Below are 18,988 nucleotides of genomic sequence, written 5' to 3' on the forward strand. Positions count from 1 at the left end.
CATCTATGCGACTTCCAGTCCTCCTAGTCTCGCTCGCCGTCGCGGCTCCAATCTTTGCGGCAGCAGCCCAGCAACGCGCCGGTGGTGCCCCGGCCAGCGGCATCGTCCGCGTCATCATCGAGACGGAAAAGGGCAATGTCAGTGTCGATCTCGACAGCGCGCATGCTCCGGTGTCGGTCACCAACTTCCTACGGTACGTCGACGGGGGCTTTTACGATGGCGGAAGGTTCCATCGGACGGTGACTCCGGCCAACCAGCCGAAGGATACGGTTCGCATCGAGGTGGTTCAGGCCGGCGCCAACCCAGACCGGCGCAGCACCGGCTTCCCTCCCATTGACCTCGAGCGCACGAATACGACAGGCCTTCATCACAAGAACGGAACCCTGTCCATGGCCCGCGGCGGCCCGAACACGGCAACGTCGGACTTCTTTATTTGCATCGGCGATCAGCCCGCCCTCGACTTCGGCGGTCACCGGAATCTCGACGGTCAGGGGTTCGCGGCGTTTGGTCAGGTGACGGACGGTATGGCTGTCGTCCGCGCCATCCAGGCGAGCCCGGCGAACGGCCAGACGCTCCAACCGCCCATCCCGATCCTCAAGATTCGACGCGTGGCAAAATAGCGTTTGGGCTCGCTCGGCCGGCGTCGTAACTCGGCGCCGCCGCGACACGTAGGGCGGTCATGCTCGATCGAGAATTCATTGACTTTCAGCAGGCCGTCGCCGGCGAGTACTCGCTCGAACGCGAGCTCGGACGCGGCGGCATGGGCATCGTGTATCTCGCCCGCGAGGTCCAGCTCGACCGACTCGTCGCGATCAAGGTGCTCCCCGAAATGCTCGCGACGCGCTCCGACATTCGCGAGCGCTTTCTCCGCGAAGCGCGCATGGCAGCGTCGCTCTCGCACCCGCACATCGTTCCGATCTATCGGGTTGGCGAGTCGAAAGGCTTCGTCTTTTTCGCCATGGCGTACGTCAACGGCGAAACACTCGGCGAACGTCTGCGCTCGCGCGGCCCGCTTCCGCCGAGTGTGGCGACGCGGATGATGCGTGAAGTCGCGTGGGCACTGTCGTACGCGCACGGCCGCGGCATCGTCCATCGCGACATCAAGCCTGACAACATTCTCATCGAAGCGGAAACGGGTCGCGCACTCGTCAGCGATTTCGGAATCGCACGCGGAGCGGAAGAGGCGGTGCTGTCGGATCCGGGACGCGTGATGGGCACCGCGCATTTCATGAGCCCGGAGCAGGCGTCGAGTGAACCGCTCGACGGACGCAGCGATTTCTATTCGCTCGGTGTCGTCGGCTATCTCGCGCTTAGCGGGAGACTGCCGTTCGATGCGCCGAGTGTGCCGGCACTGTTGGTGAAACAGGCCAGCTCGGAAGCAGCGCCGATTGCTTCGGTCGCGCCAACCTTGCCGCGCGGACTCGCCGCGGCAATCGATCGGTGCCTGCGACGATTGCCAGCGGATCGCTACGCCACCGGCGAAGAGTTGGCGGAGGCGCTCGACGCGGCCGCGGTGACGACGAATCGCGCCAAGATGCCACTTGCTCTACGAGTCTGGGCGCAGGCGCAGGATCCGCTTCGGCCGCTGTACCTCGCGTGGAGTGGCATGTTCACGATGGGTCTGTTGAGCGAGCTGCGCTCGACCGCGTGGGGTCGCGGCGGAGACTGGCCGATCGTTCTCGCTTTCGATCTTCTTCCGCTCATACCGATCACACTCTTTCATGCGCGAAAGACGTATCAGGCGCTGAGTGCCGGCTACACGTTGCGAGATTTGCGAAGTGCGCTCGGTGCGTGGCAGCAGGAGCGTCGCGAAGAGCTGACGTTCGATTTCGACCAAACCGAATCGCGCTGGGCGCGAGTGATGCGCCTCAGCACGTACCTGCTGGTGGGGACGCTCGGTGGATTCTTCTTCGCTGGCGTTCCGCATACACTCGCTGGACGGATTGCGTTGGCGGTGGCGATCGGTGGATCAGCCGTGGCTTTTACAGCGAGCAACGTCTTCGGTGTTCGACTGATCAGTAAACAGGTTCGTCCACGTTTCGTCGGCGCCATTCGATCACTGATCTGGAATAGCCGCATTGGAGTGTGGGCAGCAAAGCTCCTTACGCCTGCGGGCAAGAAGACTGTCGCGGAGCTGGAGTATCGCCCAACGGAGATGGCGCTGAGTGTAGCCGCGGCCGATCTCTATGATGCGCTTCCCAAGGCGTATCGCGACAATCTGCCCGACCTTCCCTCCGTGGTTGCACGGCTCGAGGCACACGCAGCAGCGGCGCGTGCGCGCATCGACGAACTCGACGCACTCATGGCCATGGGCGATGCTCACCGGTCTCGTTCTGCTCCGAGTGCGACAGTCGCCGCACGCGACGCGGCCAAGCGCGAACTCGGTGATAGCGTTGCCGCACTCGAGGCGGTGCGACTCGACCTGTTGCGGTTACACGGTGGCGCCGTCGATCTCAGACCGATCACCACAGTCCTCGAAGCCGCGCGTGATCTTGGCGATCAACTCGATCGGCTTGGCAAAGCGGGACAGGAAGTCGACAATCTCACCGCTCTCCCGCTCGCGCTGGACCTCCGACCGATGACGCCAGTATAGTTCGCCTACCATGGCCATCCCCGATCGCGATTTTATCGACTTTCAGGTCGCGGTCGCGGGGGACTACTCGCTCGAACGCGAGCTCGGTCGCGGCGGAATGGGCATCGTCTATCTGGCGCGCGAAGTTCAACTCGACCGTCTCGTTGCGATAAAGGTTCTTCCTCAGAGCCTGGCGGCGCGTCCAGAGATTCGAGAGCGATTCAAACGCGAAGCCCGCATGGCCGCGTCGCTCTCACATCCGCACATCGTTCCGATCTATCGAGTCGGCGAAACCAAGGGCTTCGTCTTCTTTGCCATGGCTTACGTGGACGGTGAAACTCTCGGCGAACGGCTGCGCGGCCGAGGTCCGCTAGCTCCGGCGCTGGTGACGCGAATGATGCGCGAAGTAGCGTGGGCGCTCTCGTACGCACACGATCGCGGCATCGTCCATCGCGATATCAAGCCAGACAACATTCTCATCGAGTCGGAGACCGGGCGCGCTCTCGTCACCGACTTCGGTATCGCCCGAGGCGCCGAGGAGTCAGCGCTGTCCGATCCAGGGCGCGTCATGGGTACGGCGCATTTCATGAGCCCGGAGCAAGCGTCGAGTGAGTCGCTCGACGGTCGCAGCGACTTCTATTCACTCGGCATCGTCGGCTTCCTGGCGCTGAGCGGAAAGTTGCCGTTCGATGGGCCGAGCGTGCCAGCGTTGTTGATGAAGCAGATCGGGACGCCGGCACCGCCAATTCTGTCCGTTGCGCCGGCTGCGCCGTCGAGCCTCGGTGCGGTGATCGATCGGTGTCTCCGCAAGACACCGTCCGATCGCTTCACAACGGGTGAGGAGATCGCGGATGCACTCGATGCAGCAGCCGTCACGCGCGCAAAGCTGCCGCTCGCACTGCGAGTCTGGACACAGTCGACAGATCCGCTTCGGCCGCTGTACATCGCGTGGACGGGGATTCTGTCGATGTCGTTGCTCGGACAGATGCTCATTGAAGCGGTCATTCACCAACCGCACCGAAGCGACTGGAGTGCAATCGTCGTCGTCGGATTGCTTCCGCTGATTCCGAGCGCGCTGTTTCATGCGCGAAAGACGTATCAGGTACTGAGCGCTGGATTCACCTTGCGCGATCTACGTGCAGCATTGGCAATCTGGCGCCAGGAGCGTCGGGAGGAGCTCGCGTTCGACTTCGGGCAGCCCGAGTCGCGCTGGGCGCGCATCATGCGCGGGGCGACGTACTCGCTAATTGCCGGCGGCGCGTTTCTCGTCGTCGCCGGGCTGACGCAAACCTCCGTGGGCAAGATTCTGCTCGCCTCACTCACGGGCGGCGTAATCATTGGAAAGGTCGTGCTGGCGTCGGTTGTCGGCGGTGCAATCGTCGGCATCTCGGCGAGCAACGCGCTCGGTGTTCGCCTCATCAGCAAACGCATACGGCCGCGCTTCGTCGGCGCACTTCGATCGTTGTTTTGGAATAGTCGCGTGGGCGCGTGGGCGGAAAAACTGCTCACACCCAAGAATCGCAAGCGCACCGCGGAGCTCGACTATCGGCCAACTGAGATGGCGCTCGGCGTCGCCGCAGCCGATCTCTATGCCGCGCTCCCGAAATCGTTTCGCGAGAACATGCCCGATCTCCCCGATGTCGTCGCGCGGCTCGAAGCACACGCAACCGCAGCACGTGCGCGCGTCGAAGAGCTCGATGCGTTCATGGCGATGGGACTGACCGAACATTCGAGCGCAGCGCCGGCACCGACGGTGGCTGCACGCGATGCCGCGAAGCGTGAGCTCGCCGACAGCGTCGCTGCACTCGAAGCGGTTCGACTCGATCTACTGCGCTTGCACGGTGGCGCGGTCGATCTTCGTCCGATCACGACCGTGCTCCAAGCCGCGCGCGGACTCGGCGATCAACTCGACCGGCTTGCTCAGGCGAAGCGCGAGGCCGACGACATCGCCGGACCAATGCTCGCCTGAGCACCAGAAAGAATCAGTCCCCGGCCCCAGCGGCCGTTGGCAGCGGATGTTCAGCCGTCATCTGCTTCGGACTACGCCCAAGCATGCGCATGAACCAGTGACGCCACTCGTCGAGAATCTCGTAGCCCGTCGGAATCACGAGCAAGGTGAGGAACGTCGACGTGATCACGCCGCCGATCACCGCCACGCCGAGCGGAGCGCGGAACTGCGCGCCTTCGCCGCGACCTAGTGCGACCGGGATCATACCGGCGATCAATGCGAACGTCGTCATCAAAATAGGACGAAGACGGATCGCACCTGCTTCAATGAGCGCTTCGCGCAACGGAAGACCGCGCTCTTCACGCGCCCATTTCGCGAAGTCGATGAGTAGAATCGCATTCTTCGCCACGATTCCCATGAGCAGAATCACTCCGATCAAGCTCATGATGTTGATCGTCATCCCCGTGATCGCGAGCGACATCAGCACGCCGATCAACGAGAGCGGCAACGACATCAGAATCGCGATCGGATCAATGAACGATCCGAACTGCACGACGAGAATGAGATACATCAACAACACAGCGAGGCCGAGCGCCGAGAAGATCTGACCGAACACCTCGGCCTGCGACTCCGCGTCGCCACCGATCGTGTACCGCACGCCGGCGGGCAAACGCATCTGATCGAGGCGCGTCTGAATGTCCTTCGTCACGTCACCCGCAGCACGGCCGGAGGTGTTGAGTTCCACCGTCACAACCGGTTCGCGATTGAGGTGATCGATGATCGCCGGGCCAATGCCCTCGTGAATCGTTGCGACCTGACCGAGCGGCATCGTCGACGGTGTGCCGTTCGGACCCATCACGACCATCGGAAGTCCCATGAGGTCCGACGCGCGCTGCCGCGCTTCTGCGGCGAGACGCACCGTGACCTTACGTGACTTGCCCGTTGGATCGATCCAGTAGCCCGCATCGATTCCTGCGAACGCAGGGCGCATCGACTGCGCTACCTGACCGACAGTAAGACCCATCGAACCAGCGACGCCACGATTCAGCTCGATCTCGAGCTCCGGCTTCTGACCCTTCGTCGACAAGCCAATGTCTACCGCACCAGGAATCTTCTCGACTTCTGCCTTCACCATGTCCGCCGCTTGCGCAAGCGCGGCAACATCCTGACCGCGAAGCTGCAACTGAATCTGCTTGAAGCCGGCGTTGAAGTCGCTCGTGAAGACCGAGATCGTTGCGCCAGACATGCGCCCCGTTTCATGACGGATTTCTTCAGCGAGCTGCTCGATCGAAAGCTTTCGCGCAGTCTTCGCAACGGTACGCACGTAGATGTTTCCTTCGTCTACGCCGCCGGTCGCGCTGTTGCCGAGCGTTGTGTAGGTGTACAGCACCTCTGGATGTGAGCGTGCAATGCGCGACGCTTCATCCGCCTTGAGACGCGAGTACTCCATGTTCGATCCCGGTGGCGTTTCGAGCGCCATGATGAACTCGGCGCGATCGTCCTCGGGGAAGAATCCAGTGCCGACTGTTCGTTCGACAGGCACGACGGATGGAAGCTTCACGAACATCACCAGTCCAACCACGACGATGACCGCTCGACCGGCCCAATGCATCTTCTTTCGCGTCAGACCGAACACCACGACGGCCACGCCAACGAGCGCTGCGCCGAGACCGGTCAACCCGCGAGTCGGAAGGAAGAACGATGCGAAGAACGTCAACGCTGCCATCGACATCATGGCCGCGCGGTGATCGAGCGCCCAGGCAATGACGTTGCGATAGTTGTGCGCCTGGCGGTTGAACCATTCGTTGAACTTGTCGAGCTGACGCGTCAACCACGCGCGCTCGTGTGGCAGCTTGTGGGGATCGGGCCAGTACGCGGACAACATCGGATCGAGCGAGAATGAAACGAACAACGACACGGCCACCGAGCACGCAATCGTCAACGCGAACGGCTTGAACCACTGACCGCCGATTCCAGGCATGAAGCCGATCGGCACGAACACCGCGAGAATGGAGAACGTCGTCGCGGCAACGGCGAGACCGATTTCATCGGTTCCGTCGTGCGCAGCTCGGAAGTGATCCTTACCCATCTCCACGTGTCGCACGATGTTTTCGCGCACCACGATCGCGTCGTCGATCAGAATACCGATCGCCAACGAAAGCCCAAGGAGCGACATCGTCTCGAGCTTGAAGCCGAGCGCCCAGACGGCGATGAAGCTCGCGAGGACGGAGATCGGGAGGGCAACGCCCGTGATGACCGTCGAGCGCCACGAGTTCAGGAAGACGAACACGACCAACACCGTGAGGATTGCGCCGAGCACGAGTGCTTCCTCGACGTTGCTCACCGCGTGTTCGACGCGCGTGCCGGAGTCCTTCACCAGCTCGATCTTCGTACCGGCCGGCAGCGTCTTTTCGATCTGCGCGAGACGCTCGCGCACTTTCGCTGCGACGTCCGTCGTGCTGTAGCCATTCGACTTCTTGATGTCGATGCCGATGGCTTCCTTGCCGTTGTACAGCGCCAGCGTTCTCGGCTCTTCCGTCGCATCCTTGATCGTCGCGACCTGACCGAGACGAATGAGCTGACCATTTCGGTCGGCGACAACGAGGTTGTCGAACTCCGCCGGGTTCTGTAGACGGCCGCGCAAGCGAATGGCGCGCTCATCGAGAGCACCGTTCACGCGTCCGACGGGAGCGGCGAGGTTCTGCGCCTGCAACGCCTGAACGACCTGCGCAACGCTCACGTTCGCCGATTGCAGTCTGTGTGGATCGACTTCGACCGTCAGTTCGCGCTCGACCTTGCCGAAGATCTGAACGTCTGCCACGCCCTGAATCGCGCGCAACTCACGCGTAATGTCCGGGTCCGCGAGTCGCGTCAGCTCCGGCGGCGAGAGCACCGTCGACGAAATTGCGACCGACACGATTGGCCGGTCGGTGCTGTTGAACTTCTGGATGATCGGCTCTTTCATCTCCGCAGGCAGATCGGAGCGGACGGACGAGATCGCGTCGCGCACCTCCTGCGATGCGACGTTCATGTCCTTGCCGAAGATGAACTCGATCATCACCATCGAGTATCCGTCGTACGCCTTGCCGATGATGCGCTTCACGCCGGAGATGGAGCCAATCTGCTCCTCCACCGGTTTGAGCACCTCGCTCTCGACTACGTCGGGTGACGCGCCGGGATAGACGATTCCCACGGTGAGAAACTGCGGCGAGACCTCGGGGAATTCGTCGGTCTTGAGTTTGAACAGCGCGAACAACCCGAAGATCACCATGGCTACCATGGCAACGACGGTGATGAGCGGACGCTTGATTGCGAAATCCGAAATGATCATAGGAAAGTTGTTGTTGGCCGCCCGGGGCAGTCGCTGTAACGGTCAGCGACTAACCCCGAACGACCAACGACCCTCGTTTATTGTTTCCGTCCCGTATCCGTCGTTGCGCTGACCTTGACCGGCGTCTTCTCGGAGATGCCCCGCGCGGCGCCCAACAGAATCGTGTCGCCGGGCTGCAAACCGCCGCGGATTTCGACCGTCTCCGTTGCCGCATCGCGAATTCCGAGCGTCACTTCCGCCTTTGTTACCAGACCGTTCTTGATCAACATCACGAACGGCTTGAGTCCGCGTTCATCGAGCGCCGCGGCCGGAACAACCGGCGCACTACGCACTTCGCTTGCGACGTGTCCGTCAGCAAACAGTCCGCCGACCAACACACCGTTCGCGTTCGGCAGCGAAACGATGATGCGCACCTGGCGCGTCGACGGATCGGCGACGGGATTGATGCGCGTCACGTGTCCGGTGAATGCGCGATTCGGATAGCCGTTCACGGTGAAGTCGACTGGCGCTCCAACGCGCACCGCCGACAGCTGATCTGCGGGCACGGAGGCTTCGAGGCGCATCGACGATGGATTTACGATCGTGTAGAGCGCACCGCCCGGCTGCACGACGTCGCCCGCGCTCACCTGACGCGCGCTCACAACGCCGGAGAACGGAGCAACTACCGTGGCTTTGCCCAACTGTTTCTGCGCGTTTGCCAACTGCGCCTGCGCATTCGCCAGCTGCGACTCGCCCGCAACGAGCTGATTCCGCACGAGCTCGAGATCGCGCTCGGCGATCGCACCCGCTTTCATCAAGGCTTCGTTACGCGTCACCTGACGCTTGGCGATGTCGACCGAGTTCTGCGTGTTCGTCACCTGCGCGCGCGCCGCGAGTTCCGCTTCGCGCAAAACCGCATCGTCAATACGCGCCAGTGCAGCACCCGCGGCCACACGATCGCCCTGCTCCACCATCGTCTGGAGAATTGCGCCGCCGATTTCAGCGCGAACCGTTGCCTGCGTCTCCGGCTCGAGATTGCCGGAAATGGCTGGACCAGACCTGAGCTGCTCTGCCTTCACGACGGCCACGTTCTCGGGGCCGACGACCATTCCAATCGGAGTGGTTGCCGCCTTCGTCGTTTCAGTCCCCTTGCAACCCGCGATCGCGCCAAGCGCGACGAGCGCGGCTGCGGTCGACAGTGCACGACGACGGAGAAGAATTGTTCGCTTGCCTACCCCTTTCATGGCTGTGTGCCCCCAGTTGTGCCGCCCGTAGCGGGCTGAGTGGAACCCGTTGAACGTTGCTGCTGCTGCTGTGGTTGCTGTTGCGCGCTTGCACCCGATGCTGCGCCGCTGGTCGCCTGAATGGGCAAATCACGAATCAACGTGAGACGCACACGCGCCACGGCGAGGTTGCGCGCTGCCTGCGCGCGATTCGCCTTCGCCTGCTCGAGCAGCAGTCGCGACGCCGACAAATCGGTCTGCGTGGAGATGCCTTCGCGGTACCGGACTTCGTCGATTGCGTACGCGCGCTGCGCCTGATCAGCAGTACCGCGACTTGCTTCCCACGCGGCTTCTGCTTCATGCAGCGACGTCAGAGCGACGCGTGTGTCGAGCGCTGCAAACTCCTTCGTTTGATCGCGTTGCGCCTTCGCCTGCACGACTCCCGCCTGCGCGATCGTCTGGTCGCCCTTGATTCGGCCACCGTCGAGAATCGGGAAGCTCGTCTGAAGCCCGAGCGTCCAGTTGTTCACGCCAGCGTTGAGCGACGGGATGTTCCCGATCGGGAAGTACAGTCTCTGGTAGTTCGATACGAGCGACAGCGACGGAATGCGTTCGGACCGCGCGATCTTGACCTGCGCTTCCTGCGCGCGGATTGCTTCGTCGAGTTGACGCACCGGAGCACGGTTGCTGCTGGCCGTATCGCCCTGACCTTCAGCCGCGATCGCGGGGAGCGTCGGACCAGCGGTGCCTTCGATGCCCGTCGTGAGCCGAAGCGAATCGTCGAGAGGCATCGTGAGCAACTGCTTGAGTCGCAGATACGCGACCTGGCGATTCTGACGCGCCTGCAGGCGCACCGGAATCTGATTGTCGCGCGTCACCTGCGCGCGAAGCAGATCGTACTCCGACGAGTTGCCGACCTGGCGCGCGAGTTTCGTTTGGCTCAACACCACGTCGGTCTGCGCCAGCGACGAATCAGCGATCGCGAGGAATTGATCGGCGAGCACTGCGTCGTAGTATGCCGACGTGACGTCCAGCGAGACCTGCGCGCGCTGCGCGTTGACCTCGATGTTCGCCGACCGGAGCTGTGAATCGGCTGCGTCGTTCTGCGCAGCAATCCGGCCACCAGTGTAGATGTTCTGAGAAAAGGCGAGCGACAGTGTGTACTGGTTCTTTGCGCCGAAGCTCGTCTTGCTCAGATCAAAGCCACCGCTCGCCGCGGACTGACAGGTTGCCGTCTGCGCGAGTGCCGCGTTTCGCTCGGCCGCGGTGGCCGTGGCGGCAATGAACGGTGCGCACACCGACTGCGATGCGACCGGCCTTGGTGCCGTATCGATCGGCGTTGCCGTTGCCGAGAAGCTGGAGAACTGCGACGCAAGCGTTCTACCGTATGCGGCGCTGGCGTTGAGCTGTGGAAGGTTTTGACTGCGCGTCTGCATGCGCTGTCCGTTGGCGCGGGTCACGCCCGCGCGTGCGATTTCGATGGTGTGGCTCTGCGCCTGCGCCATTTTCAGCGCGTCGTCGAGAGAAAGGGTGACCGTTCCGCTGGTCCGACCCGAAGCTGGCTGCTGCGCGCTGGCGCGTCCGGCGCACATCGCGAGAGCGAGCGTGCCGAGGAAAAGCGCAACGAGGTAACGCGTCGATCGCGCGTCCGCGGATCGGTGCGTTTCACGTGCGGTCGCGGGTGTCATTGGCGATTGGTAAGTAGAAGTCATAACGAGCTGGTGAAATCAGTCCCCAGTGGCGGAGCGATGTACTGGAATGACAGGAACGACGAGCGCGCGGTGTTGTGCACGATCGACGCCGAGCGCACGCAGGAAGACCCGGACGTATTTGTTCGGAGCTTCCTCTAGTGGCTGCGGAAAAGCGTTCGGCATCACGTCACGCGAGATCGCGTCGCCGAACATGGCGCTCATGAGCATCGAAATAGCGGTCGCGATGTCGCAGTCGTGAGCCGCGATGCCGAGCGACTGCAGGCGAAGCACGTAGTCGGTGAGGATCATGCCGGCGCAGTTCGGCCCTTCGCACATGGAGATCGCCGCTTCGGGGCGGTCTTCGATCTCGCCGAACGACGTTCGAATGAGCGCGCTGTTTTCGCGCATGTGGCCCAACACGGAGGCGCACCAATCGGTCATCTCGAGCTCTGGATCGATTGGATTGTCTGGGAGCGCCGGGATTGGCGACTGAGAGACGTGCCCCTGCATGAGGACTTCGAAGAGCGCGGCTTTAGAGCCGAAAATGCGGAATAGAGTGACTTCGTTGACGCCAGCCTCGATGGCGATCAGGCGCGTCGTTGCGCCCCGGAAGCCGTGTTGGGCGTAGACTTTCTTGGCGGCGTCGAGAATGCGGTCGCGGATATCCATAAGGACGGGAAGGCTAAACAGAGGCGCCCACGCTTGCAAGTGGTTACTTACTTACTCACGTGTTTCCCTTAGTACGACGAATAGGCGCTCCCGGTTTCGACATTCGGTATCGACAGTCGAAACGAACGCTAATCCGCACCATTTTCCATTTTCTGGCGGCGACGAGAACGTCCCGGCCGCCGTACCGGCGAGGAAGACCGGATTGCTTGGCTCAGCCAGTACGGCCAGACTGCTGGAGTATTTAATAGCAGACTAGCGCCGTATTCGAGTCAGTATCGCGACAGATGACGTAATACGAAAGCTGCAGGCCGGAATCTCTACGGCGTCGAATCTCCCTTCCGACGCGCCGAGTGTTTTGCCGCGGAATCCACCATCGCCAGTGAATCGGAGACCGCCAAGCGCGTCTGCATTCCGCGCGCGCGCGCCAGGTCAGCGTTCACGGTGGTCGCCGCCAACGACAGCAGCCCCCGCAACTCAGGCCGCTCAGCAACGCCGGCAAGCTGCTGGATGTACTGCCCCATGAGCGCATGACCGGCGATCTGCTGCCGGACGAACGCACGATCGAGCGAACCGCGCGGCCCCGAGCGATTCGCAACCATCGAGTCGACCTGTGCCTGGAACGCGGCGCCAATCGGAACCGCAACCGCCGGCCTCACCGGCATCATGTTGAGACGCTCGGCCAGCGAATCGATGGAACGCTGAAGCACGGCATGGTCGTGCGCCATCTGCGTCGCGAAGACGCGCACGGTATCGATGTGCCATTCTCCGAGCTCCACATCCGCAGCCGCGATCTGTCGCCCGTTCATGAGCGAGAGAAGCGATAGCACATTCGGATCGGACAACCACTTCTCGACGGGCGCCCGGTCGGCCGAATCGTCAACGACCTCTCCGGCAACCTCCACCGTGTCATTGGTCGGGCCACCGGCGGTATCGCGGCCGATGCGGTCGTGTGCGGCAACGGACGTGTCCTGCGCTTGCGGCTTTGCGGTGTGGCGGCATGCAGTGGCGGTCAGCAGCGCTACCGCACTCATCGCAATGATGATTTTCGAAAGGCCCGATACCACTGCTACCCCAGTCACCAGCCCCGCCCCCTCGAAATGAAAATGCCCGGGCTCACACCCGGGCATTCTATACAAGGAGCGCGCCGAACTCTGTCGCGTTCGTTACGGAGCCTTTTTCGCGGTGTCTCCACCTGCGGCTGCGGTAGCTCCCAACTTCGTTTGGATGTCCTGCGCCTTGGTCAGGTGTCCCTGAATCATCGGCTGCGCCTTGACGATCGCGGCCTTGAGCGAGGTATCCTGCGCCGCGGCCTGGGCTGCGGTGAGAAGCGCGAGTACGGCCTGGTGTACTGCCACTTCATTGTCGATGTATGCCTTGTCCCACGACGCACCCTTTGGCTGCGCGTTCATGTTGTCAGCCATCTTTTGCGCGGTGGCCGGAAGCGTGTCGCCCGCAGGTGCAGCGGCCGTGATGTTCAGCTTCTTCGCCAGATCCTGTGCGCCTTTTCGCAGCGCATGATGATCCTTCATCATCGTTCGGCCGAAATCCTTGACGGACGCCGCAGTGCCTTTCGTCGACGCCAGGCTGCCACCAGCGCTATCAGCCGCGTTCGCTTCATCGAGGAGCGCGAAAATGTTGGCGTCAGTTAGAACGACGGCCGCCGGAGCAGCGGGCACGGCAGCAGCCGCAGCAGCCTTTGCCATGCTGTCTGCCACTGCAGCCGAATCGACCTTCGTACCGCCTTTCGAACATGCCGCACTCAGCGCGCACACGCCGAGCAGCGAGATCCCACGGGTAGCGCGAGTCAACATACGTCCTCCGCACAGGTTGAAGCTCCAAACTCGACCGTTTTGGCCAAGCGCGACCTTGGCAAGTTCTATACGCACGCGCTTGCTGTTGGGTCGGCTAACGGCCGTCGATCCAAGGCGTCGCATATGTAGGAAATCCCGCACAATCTGGGAAATCGCACGACGCGTGGTTCGTCAGAAAATTCTGATGCATCACGCGCCTGACGTGTTGGCATAGATGGTATGAAGGAGGAGTCATGATTCGTCGTTCTGCTCGGAACGCGCTGGTCATGGCGGCCGCGGCGGTATCTGCCGCGATCGCCGCACCGCCTATGGCGCGCGAGCCACTCAGCGTGGCCACAGCCGACCTCGCCGGCGCGCCGTCCTCCGCGGTCGCAAATCTCGTGAGCAGTGTTACGAGTAACGCGGCGCCCGCTCCGCAGGAAAGTCACCTCGGCTTCGACACGAACGCCTATCCCGGCGACAAAGCAATGGACGCCTGGAAGCGCTCGGGCGAATACGAGTGGGTCGGCTATTACCTCGAGGCGCCCTGTCACAAGGACACATCGTGGTCTGGAACGCGTGCGCGACTCACGAAAAGCGGCTGGGGACTCGCCGTGATCTACGTTGGACAGCAGACGTGGGGTAAAGCCGTCGGCACACCAGTGAAGGCGGTATCGGCGAAATCAAAGAAGTCGAAAGGCAAGAAAACCTATCAGATGACGCGTAAGTCGACGGCACCGGTAGCGAATACCGGCGACGGTTGCTTTGCGTCGTACGTCGGTGCAGCGCAAGGTCGCATCGACGCGCGCGACGCGATCGCTGCGGCAACTCGGGAAGGCTTCGACAAGGGTTCTGTCGTGTTTCTCGACGTGGAGCACATGGACGCTGTGCCGCAGGCAATGCGTGACTACTACACGACGTGGGCGCAGACCATGTTGGCCGACGGTCGGTATCGCCCAGGCATCTACGCGCATACGAGCAACGCCGCCACGATCTACGACGACGTGAGTAGCGTGTATCAGAAAGCAGGGATCACGACCGATCCGCCGTTCTGGATTGCTGGTACGCACGGCTTCTCCGTCGACCGACTTCCAACTGACGTCGGCCATGCGTTCGCATCAGTATGGCAAGGCGTGCTCGACGTCGTACGCACGCACAACGGTGTGAAGCTCCCCGTCGACATCAGCGTCGCGTCGGCAGCATCACCGAGCGACGCCGAGTAAGTCGAACGGCCGATTACCGCGCCGGGGTCGTGTGGCTCACGAACACGATCGCGTCGAAGTATTTCGGGAACTCCATCGGAGTCTGAAATACTTCGGCGGCCGAGGCGGAATACAGACCGGAGATCACACGCATCGGCCGCGGACCACGAAGCCAGGTCCCGCCCATGTCTTTGGGGAGCCCGCGCATGTCCAACCAAACGCCCGACTGCGGGACGCGGGCGAGTACTTCTTCATAAGTATCCGACAACGGTCGAGCGACGCGCATGTCGGAGAGTCCAGGTTCTCCGCCGCCGCGTCCCGGCTGGGCCGAGCGCGCACGAATTGTCCCGTCTCCGAACGCAAAGGCGATCGGACGATACGCGGTCCCGAGTTTATCGCCCAGTGGAACGCCTGTCTGCGTGATTTTGTTGTCCGTGAGACGACCCATCTCGAAGTCGCCACCCCACAGCACAAGCTTGGCATTCGCGCCGATCAAGTCGGAGAGAAAGAGCACGTGCTCGGCGTTGCCGTCATGTCGTGAGAGATGTCGTAGGCCGATACGAACGTGGTGCTCGACGACTCGCGCCATTTGCTCAGCGAAGGCGACATTGGCTGCGCCGGACCTTCCGCTCACTCGCCGATTGAGCGCGATCACACTGTCGAGCGCGATCTTCACCGCGGGCCCGCACGTGTTCCAGTACGCGCTGTCGGCGCTCCGGCCCTCCAACCCCCAATGCGCGCCCTCGTTGATCGCAACACATGAGTATTGTCGAACGAGCCACGCTTTGAGCGACGTGCCGACGATCGAGTCGCGCAGCGAGGTTACAACGGCAACGGCATGCTCCGCTGATGGGATTTCAAATCCGTAAAAGCCGATCTGCTCGTCTGCCGGTTTGCCGCGATTGTACTCGCGGAGGGCTTCGACGAGGGCACGCACTTCGCGCGTCTCCCATCGCCACGAGCCGAGCGTCCTGAGCCACTTAAGCGGATCGCCAACGCCAGTGCGGACGTAGCGATCCAACTCCATCGCTTCGGCCATCGGCGCCTGAATAGCGAGGCCTCTCACATGAGAGGACCCGGCCAGCGAGAACACCGAGCGGCGGACGATGTACGGGAACTGGTGCGTCCCTTCCGATAGTTCGCTAAATCCGATAATGCGTGTGGCTTCAGCCAAACCGGAGAGAAACGATCGCTCGCCGGGCGACGCAATCGAATCATCGGCCTGAAAGGCGACGGCGTTCGGCTCGACCCACTTGAGCGCAGATGCGGCTGAGTCGGACAGGGCCGGAGGTGGTGCCGGCGGCGGCGGTGGCGGCGACGAGTGACACGCCACGACGATCGCGGCAGCGAAAGCACCAGCGACAGCGAACGCGGAAGTACGGGAGTGCATGATGGACGTGTGATCGGGTCAGGGGAATGATACCCAGCCCCGTGGTGTGGTTGTTCCCGAGTCGCCCGATGCATCGTTCAGGCTGTCGGCGTCGGGCGATTCGGCGAGTAGTCCTTTCAACTCGCGCGCCGCGCCGGTGAGAGTTCGGTCGCGAAGCTCGAGTTGAGTAAGGGTACGCCGGATCACGAGCCCGTCGACACGCAGGATAGAAATCTTCTTCAGCGCGAGCTGGTCCACGGCGGCCGCCTGCGAGACGATGCCGAGGCCCAACCCGGCCGCGACTGCCTGTTTGATCGCTTCGGTTCCTCCAACACGCATGGTGTTGCGCAACCGAACTCCATGCAGCGCGAGCGCTTGCTCGCTCACCTCTCGGGTGCCGGAACCCGGCTCACGAACGAGAAACTGCTCCTTGGCTAGGTCAGTCACATCGACTCGCTGGCCAACGAGTGGGTGCTGCGGGTGCGCGATGACCACCAGCTCGTCTTCGAGCCAGGGAATCACGTCGACCCGCGGGTGCGACACCGGTCCTTCGACCAGCGCAACGTCGACGCGGAACTCGAGCAGTGCACGCAGCACGGAGCGGGTGTTCGCTGCTGTGGTTTGGATGCGCACGCCGGGATGGCGCAGGTGGAAACGCCCGAGATACGCGGGAAGCAGATAGGTGGCGATCGTGGTGCTCGCGCCCACCCGCAGAATCCCACGCTTGAGACCGCGCAGTTCACGAAGCTCTCGCTCGGCCACTCGCTCGACGCCGAACAGCTCGCTGGCCCGAGCGTAGAGGCTGGTGCCCGCCTCGGTGAGCACGATCGACTTTCCGGTTCGGTCCAGCAGGTCGACCTGTAGCTGCCTCTCCAACTCGTTGAGAGATTTGGAGATAGCTGGCTGGCTGAGACGAAGTGCCTTCGCGGCTTTGGTGAATCCGCCGTGATCGACAACCGCAGCGAACAGACGAAGGTGATGGAGGTTCAGAGCCATAACACTTCCTCATTGATTCATGAGAATAACGTACTGGATTCATAATGTTCCGGTGACCTAGAATGCTGAGTGACCATCAGCGCCCAAACGTTCAGCACAAATGTCCCCGTCGGCCGCGTTCCTCGACTACCAGGAATCGCCGCCGCGCTGGTCGTTTCATCAATCGCAATGGCCGGAGGCGCGATTCAAGAGCGCGTCTTCGGTCGGGCGATCATGGAGCCCCTCGTCCTCGCCATTCTGATCGGCATGGTGGCTCGAACCGCGCTCGGCACGGTCCCGCGCGCCGAGCCGGGCGTCCGATTCGTAGCGAAAGAGGTCTTGGAATTCGCCGTCTTCCTGCTCGGCGCAACGATGGACGTGCCGAGGCTGTTTGCGTCCGGACCTGCGCTGGCGGCGGGAATCGTCGTTCTCGTCTGCCTTGCGCTCGCGTTCGGCTACGGCATGGGACGCGTCGTGGGGCTGTCGCCCAAGCTGGCGATTCTCGTGGCATGCGGGAACGCGATCTGTGGCAACTCTGCCATTGCCGCTGTTGCTCCCGTGATCGGCGCCGATCGCGAAGACGTCGCCGCGTCGATCGCACTGACAGCCGTGCTCGGCGTCATCGTCGTTTTGGCGCTCCCACTGCTCATCCCGATTTTCGGATTATCCAACTATCAGTACGGCGTGCTCGCCGGACTCACCGTGTACGCAGTGCCGCAAGTGTTGGCGGCAGCGTTTGCAGTGAGCGCGCTCAGCGGACAGGTCGCGACCGTGGTGAAGCTTGCACGCGTGCTGATGCTCGGACCGGTCGTGACCTTCTTTGCCCTCCGCGCAAATCGCGGCGCGGCGACGATCTCGCTTCGCCGGTTGGTGCCGTGGTTCGTACTTGGCTTCATCGTGCTGGCCGCGCTACGATCGACTGGCGTCATTCCCGACGCGCTTGGAAATGACGCGAAGTTGCTCGCCGGCTGGTTGACGATTGCAGCGATGTCAGCGCTCGGCCTGTCGGTGGACGTGCGGTCGGTGAGCCAGGTCGGTGGGCGCGTCGTGATGGCAGTTGCCGGATCGCTCATCACGTTGATCGTACTCGCGCTGCTGTTGATCAGAGTGATTGGTATTCGCTGACAGTACCGGCGAAAAAAAGCGTCGACCAATTGGTCGACGCTCGTATCGAAGGCTGTAGAGCGAAAATCAGCTCGTTGTCACTTCATCGAAGCGAATGAGACGGCGACGATCTTCGTCCCACAGCGCGAGGCGGAGCGCGGCCATACCCGACCGCGGCGTCACGACCGGAGCTTCGTGAAAGATCGGATTCTCGTCATGGCAGCGCTGTAGCCGATAGTTCGGAATGCGCGGCGCCAGGTGATGCACGTGGTGCACGCCGATGTTTCCCGTGAACCAGCGGAAGATGGCGGGCAGCCGAAGATGCGAGCTTCCCTTGAGTGATGCCGTCAGGTAATCCCAGTCTTCGTGCTCCTCCCAGTACGCATCTTCAAACTGATGCTGCACGTAGAAGAGCCACACGCCCGCCATTCCGGCGAAGTAGTACGAGAGGCCGTAGACGAGCAATACGTTCTTCCACCCGAAAAGCCACGTGGCGACGCCGAGCCCAGCAACGATTGCGGCGTTGGTGGCCCAAACGCTGTTCACCTGCTTGTCGCGCGTCGCCTTGCTACGGCCGCGAATGCGCTGGCCGAGCAACAGGTGAAGCGGTCCGACGAAGAGCAGTGATGCCGGGTGGCGAATGACGCGATACCAGAATTGTTGTTTCGGGGTCTTCGCGTGGTATTCACGTACTGTCCACGTTGGGACGTCGCCATGCCCGCGTCGATCGAGATCGCCAGACGACGCGTGATGCAGCGCGTGATCTCGACGCCATTGACCGAACGGCGTCATGGTGATCACGCCGGTGACGAAGCCAATCGTCTCGCTCACGCGGCGCGACGCGAACAACGAGCCGTGCGCGCAGTCGTGCATGAGAATGAATGTCTTAACGAGCAGCCCAGCCGCGAACGGCGTGAGCAAAAGCATCGCGAAGACGGAGTAGTCGAGGGCGATCGCCATCACCCAGAACGTGATCGACAGAAGCCCGAGCGTCGTAATGACCTGCGCGGTCGCTGGCCAGAAGCTCGGCCCGATGTAGGGCTCGACGATCTGGCGCCAATCGCTCGGGCGAGTGTACTGCGTGGCTGGCGCCGGTGCGGACAGGACGCCGTTGGAAGGGGGATTCACTGTGCGA

The 18,988-nt window shown here is 62.4% G+C and carries 14 protein-coding genes; 5 read left to right on the forward strand and 9 right to left on the reverse strand.

Translation table 11 applies throughout. From position 1 onward, the window contains the following. Positions 1 to 5 precede the first annotated feature (5 nt). The 3 genes from AC6H4Z_RS24105 to AC6H4Z_RS24115 are packed head-to-tail and all read left to right on the forward strand — an operon-like array spanning position 6 to position 4,541. A complete protein-coding gene (locus AC6H4Z_RS24105) occupies positions 6 to 620 on the forward strand; it encodes a peptidylprolyl isomerase (protein ID WP_497544524.1) in 615 nt (204 codons plus the stop codon). Between the two features lie 59 nt (positions 621 to 679). Further along, positions 680 to 2,593: a serine/threonine-protein kinase gene (locus AC6H4Z_RS24110; RefSeq protein WP_497544525.1), complete on the forward strand. Its 1,914-nt coding sequence runs from the start codon at positions 680 to 682 to the stop codon at positions 2,591 to 2,593. A gap of 10 nt (positions 2,594 to 2,603) precedes the next feature. Then, positions 2,604 to 4,541: a serine/threonine-protein kinase gene (locus AC6H4Z_RS24115; protein WP_497544526.1), complete on the forward strand. Its 1,938-nt coding sequence runs from the start codon at positions 2,604 to 2,606 to the stop codon at positions 4,539 to 4,541. A gap of 13 nt (positions 4,542 to 4,554) precedes the next feature. Here the strand turns inward: AC6H4Z_RS24115 and AC6H4Z_RS24120 are convergent, their stop codons facing one another. From AC6H4Z_RS24120 to AC6H4Z_RS24145, 6 genes are all read right to left on the reverse strand, one after another. Further along, positions 4,555 to 7,851, reverse strand: a complete 3,297-nt coding sequence (locus AC6H4Z_RS24120) for an efflux RND transporter permease subunit (protein ID WP_497544527.1) — start codon at positions 7,849 to 7,851, stop codon at positions 4,555 to 4,557. A 77-nt stretch (positions 7,852 to 7,928) separates the two neighbouring features. Further along, positions 7,929 to 9,074, reverse strand: coding sequence for an efflux RND transporter periplasmic adaptor subunit (locus tag AC6H4Z_RS24125; RefSeq protein ID WP_497544528.1), 1,146 nt, complete (start codon positions 9,072 to 9,074; stop codon positions 7,929 to 7,931). Further along, complete coding sequence (locus tag AC6H4Z_RS24130) at positions 9,071 to 10,741, reverse strand: TolC family protein (RefSeq protein WP_497544529.1); 1,671 nt, start codon at positions 10,739 to 10,741, stop codon at positions 9,071 to 9,073. Before AC6H4Z_RS24130 ends, AC6H4Z_RS24125 begins: the two co-directional genes overlap by 4 nt. 39 nt (positions 10,742 to 10,780) lie before the next feature. Beyond that, a complete protein-coding gene (locus AC6H4Z_RS24135) occupies positions 10,781 to 11,413 on the reverse strand; it encodes a TetR/AcrR family transcriptional regulator (protein WP_497544530.1) in 633 nt (210 codons plus the stop codon). Between the two features lie 317 nt (positions 11,414 to 11,730). Continuing rightward, positions 11,731 to 12,492, reverse strand: a complete 762-nt coding sequence (locus tag AC6H4Z_RS24140) for a DUF4142 domain-containing protein (protein WP_497544531.1) — start codon at positions 12,490 to 12,492, stop codon at positions 11,731 to 11,733. An 84-nt stretch (positions 12,493 to 12,576) separates the two neighbouring features. Continuing rightward, the gene (locus tag AC6H4Z_RS24145; RefSeq protein ID WP_497544532.1) at positions 12,577 to 13,224 is read right to left on the reverse strand and encodes a DUF4142 domain-containing protein; all 648 of its coding nucleotides are present in this window, start codon (positions 13,222 to 13,224) and stop codon (positions 12,577 to 12,579) included. A gap of 233 nt (positions 13,225 to 13,457) precedes the next feature. On the opposite strand from AC6H4Z_RS24145, the gene AC6H4Z_RS24150 reads away from it, so the two are divergent. Further along, entirely contained in the window at positions 13,458 to 14,426 is a 969-nt protein-coding gene (locus AC6H4Z_RS24150) for a glycoside hydrolase domain-containing protein (protein ID WP_497544533.1), read from the forward strand. Between the two features lie 13 nt (positions 14,427 to 14,439). Here AC6H4Z_RS24150 and AC6H4Z_RS24155 read toward each other — a convergent pair whose 3' ends face one another. Both AC6H4Z_RS24155 and AC6H4Z_RS24160 read right to left on the reverse strand, forming a co-directional pair. Continuing rightward, on the reverse strand, positions 14,440 to 15,795 hold the full coding sequence (locus AC6H4Z_RS24155) for an erythromycin esterase family protein (protein WP_497544534.1): 1,356 nt from the start codon (positions 15,793 to 15,795) through the stop codon (positions 14,440 to 14,442). 18 nt (positions 15,796 to 15,813) lie between these two features. After that, on the reverse strand, positions 15,814 to 16,770 hold the full coding sequence (locus tag AC6H4Z_RS24160) for a LysR substrate-binding domain-containing protein (RefSeq protein ID WP_497544535.1): 957 nt from the start codon (positions 16,768 to 16,770) through the stop codon (positions 15,814 to 15,816). Positions 16,771 to 16,839: 69 nt separating this feature from the next. On the opposite strand from AC6H4Z_RS24160, the gene AC6H4Z_RS24165 reads away from it, so the two are divergent. After that, positions 16,840 to 17,874 (forward strand): YeiH family protein, encoded by a 1,035-nt coding sequence (locus tag AC6H4Z_RS24165; RefSeq protein WP_497544536.1) that lies wholly within the window; start codon positions 16,840 to 16,842, stop codon positions 17,872 to 17,874. A gap of 66 nt (positions 17,875 to 17,940) precedes the next feature. On the opposite strand, the gene AC6H4Z_RS24170 is transcribed toward AC6H4Z_RS24165, so the two are convergent. Further along, the gene (locus AC6H4Z_RS24170) at positions 17,941 to 18,981 is read right to left on the reverse strand and encodes a fatty acid desaturase family protein (protein ID WP_497544537.1); all 1,041 of its coding nucleotides are present in this window, start codon (positions 18,979 to 18,981) and stop codon (positions 17,941 to 17,943) included. Between the last annotated feature and the right edge of the window lie 7 nt (positions 18,982 to 18,988).

The sequence above is a fragment of the Leucogemmata humicola genome (assembly GCF_055379415.1).